This window comes from Sphingopyxis sp. HIX (genome assembly GCF_001468285.1).
Taxonomy (GTDB): domain Bacteria; phylum Pseudomonadota; class Alphaproteobacteria; order Sphingomonadales; family Sphingomonadaceae; genus Sphingopyxis.
Map to the genome: position 1 here is coordinate 1 of NZ_LNSB01000085.1, position 2,009 is coordinate 2,009.

Here is a 2,009-nt window from a genome sequence, read left to right on the forward strand (position 1 = left end):
CATCGGTCATGTCCCACATCTGGGCTTGTTTAAGCCGCGCGCGCAAGTCAGATAGCGCACCGCCCCTCTCCCGCCCGCATGGAGCCCGCATTGGCCCGCAAATTCCTCTACCTCATCGCCTTCGTCATCTTCCTGATCTTCGGCATCGGCCTCGCCTATCAGCTGGCGCCCGGCTGGTTTGCGCGCACCGCGCTGGTGCCCAGCACCGAATTCGTCGAACAGACGGCGGCGGCGCCCAACGCCTATGACGATCCCAAGATGTGGTTCGCGCGCCCGGGGCTGGAGAACGACCCGTCGGACTGGCGCCCGCCCGAGGCCGGCGGCGAAACGCTTGCGCCCGACAGCGCCAAGGCCGCGACCGACAAGCTGATCTCGCCCGCCAACGCCGCGACCAAGGCGGCCGCCGCCGAGGAAGCCGAGCCCGCACCCAAGGGCGACGCCGCGATCTTCTTCGTCCACCCGACCAGCTATTACAGCCGCTCGAGCTGGAACGCCCCGCTCGACGACCGCGACGCCAACCACCGCGCGACCCTGTTCATGCAGGGCATGGCGAGCGCGTTCGGCGACGCGGGCGAGGTGTGGGCGCCGCGCTATCGCCAGGCGACGCTCGGCGCCTTCCTCGCCGAGGACCGCGTCACCGCGGGCAAGGCGATCGACGCCGCCTATCGCGACGTCGAACAGGCCTTCGACGCCTTCCTCGAGGCCATCCCGAAGGACAAGCCGATCATTCTCGCGGGCCATAGCCAGGGCGCGCTCCACCTTACTACCCTGCTCAAGAACCGCATCGCGGGCACCCCGCTCGCGAAGCGCATCGTCGCGGCCTATGTCATCGGCTGGCCGGTCAGCCGCGACACGGATATCGCCGGGCTCGGCCTGCCCGCGTGCGAGACCCCCGAGCAGAAGGGCTGCGTGCTGAGCTGGGCAAGCTTTGCCGAGCCCGCCGACCCGCAGATGGTGCTCGACGCCTATGACGGCACCGTCGGTTTCGACGGCCGCCCGCGCCGCGACACGCGGATGCTGTGCACCAACCCGATCACCGGTATTCCCGACACCGCGGCGAAGCGCAGCGACAACCTCGGCACGCTGAAGCCCGTCGACGGCTTCAAGGGTGGGTCGCTGATCGCGGGCAAGATCGGCGCCAAATGCGACGACACGCGCGGGCTGCTGATGATCGGCAAGGCCGACGTGGCGAAGGATTATGCGCCGAGCTACGTCCTGCCCGGCAACAACTACCATGTCTTCGACATCACCCTTTTCTGGGCGAACGTTCGCGCCGACGTGCTGCGGCGGCTGGCGACCTACGAGGGCAAGCCCTCGCCGGTGCCTGCGGCGGCCGCACCGCTGCCGGTGCCGGCTTCTACCGCGACGCCGAAGGCCGAAGCGGCCCCGACCGAAAAGGCCAAATCCTAATTCCGCTTGTGTCGAGCGAAGTCGAGACACGCCGAAGCGTCGCGCGTCCCAAGCGTATCTCGACTTCGCTCGACACGAACGGGTAGAGAGGGCGTGCCATGATCACCACCGCCGCCCCCGATTTCGCCGCCGCGCTCCCCAGCGGCGGCCGCCTGATGGGCCTCGACGTCGGCACCAAGACGATCGGCGTCGCGGTCTGCGACGCCGGCTGGTCCTTCGCGACCCCCGACAAGACGATCGTCCGCAAGAAATTCAGCGCCGACCTCGCCGCGATCCAGGCCTTCGTCGCCGCGCAGTCGATCGCCGGCCTCGTCGTCGGCCTGCCGCTCAACATGGACGGCAGCGACAGCCCGCGCACGCAAAGCACTCGCGCCTTTGCGCGCAACCTCGCCCCGCTCGCCCTGCCCTTGCTGCTGTGGGACGAACGCTGGTCGACCGCCGCGGTCGAGCGCGCGATGATCGCCGCCGACGTGAGCCGCGCCAAGCGCGCCGAACGCGTCGACAGCGCCGCCGCGGCCTTCATCCTGCAGGGCGCGATTGACGCGATGACACGCTGATCCTCCCCGGCACGGGGAGGGGGACCATGCGAAGCATGGTGG

General features: G+C 69.3%; 2 protein-coding genes. Both read left to right on the forward strand.

Going from position 1 to position 2,009, the window contains the following annotated elements; all coding sequences use genetic code 11:
• The first annotated feature begins 90 nt into the window (after window positions 1–90).
• Entirely contained in the window at window positions 91–1,410 is a 1,320-nt protein-coding gene (locus tag ATE62_RS22600; RefSeq protein WP_058810682.1) for a DUF3089 domain-containing protein, read from the forward strand.
• Between the two features lie 98 nt (window positions 1,411–1,508).
• Window positions 1,509–1,967: a Holliday junction resolvase RuvX gene (ruvX, locus tag ATE62_RS22605; protein ID WP_058810681.1), complete on the forward strand. Its 459-nt coding sequence runs from the start codon at window positions 1,509–1,511 to the stop codon at window positions 1,965–1,967.
• Window positions 1,968–2,009: the final 42 nt, after the last annotated feature.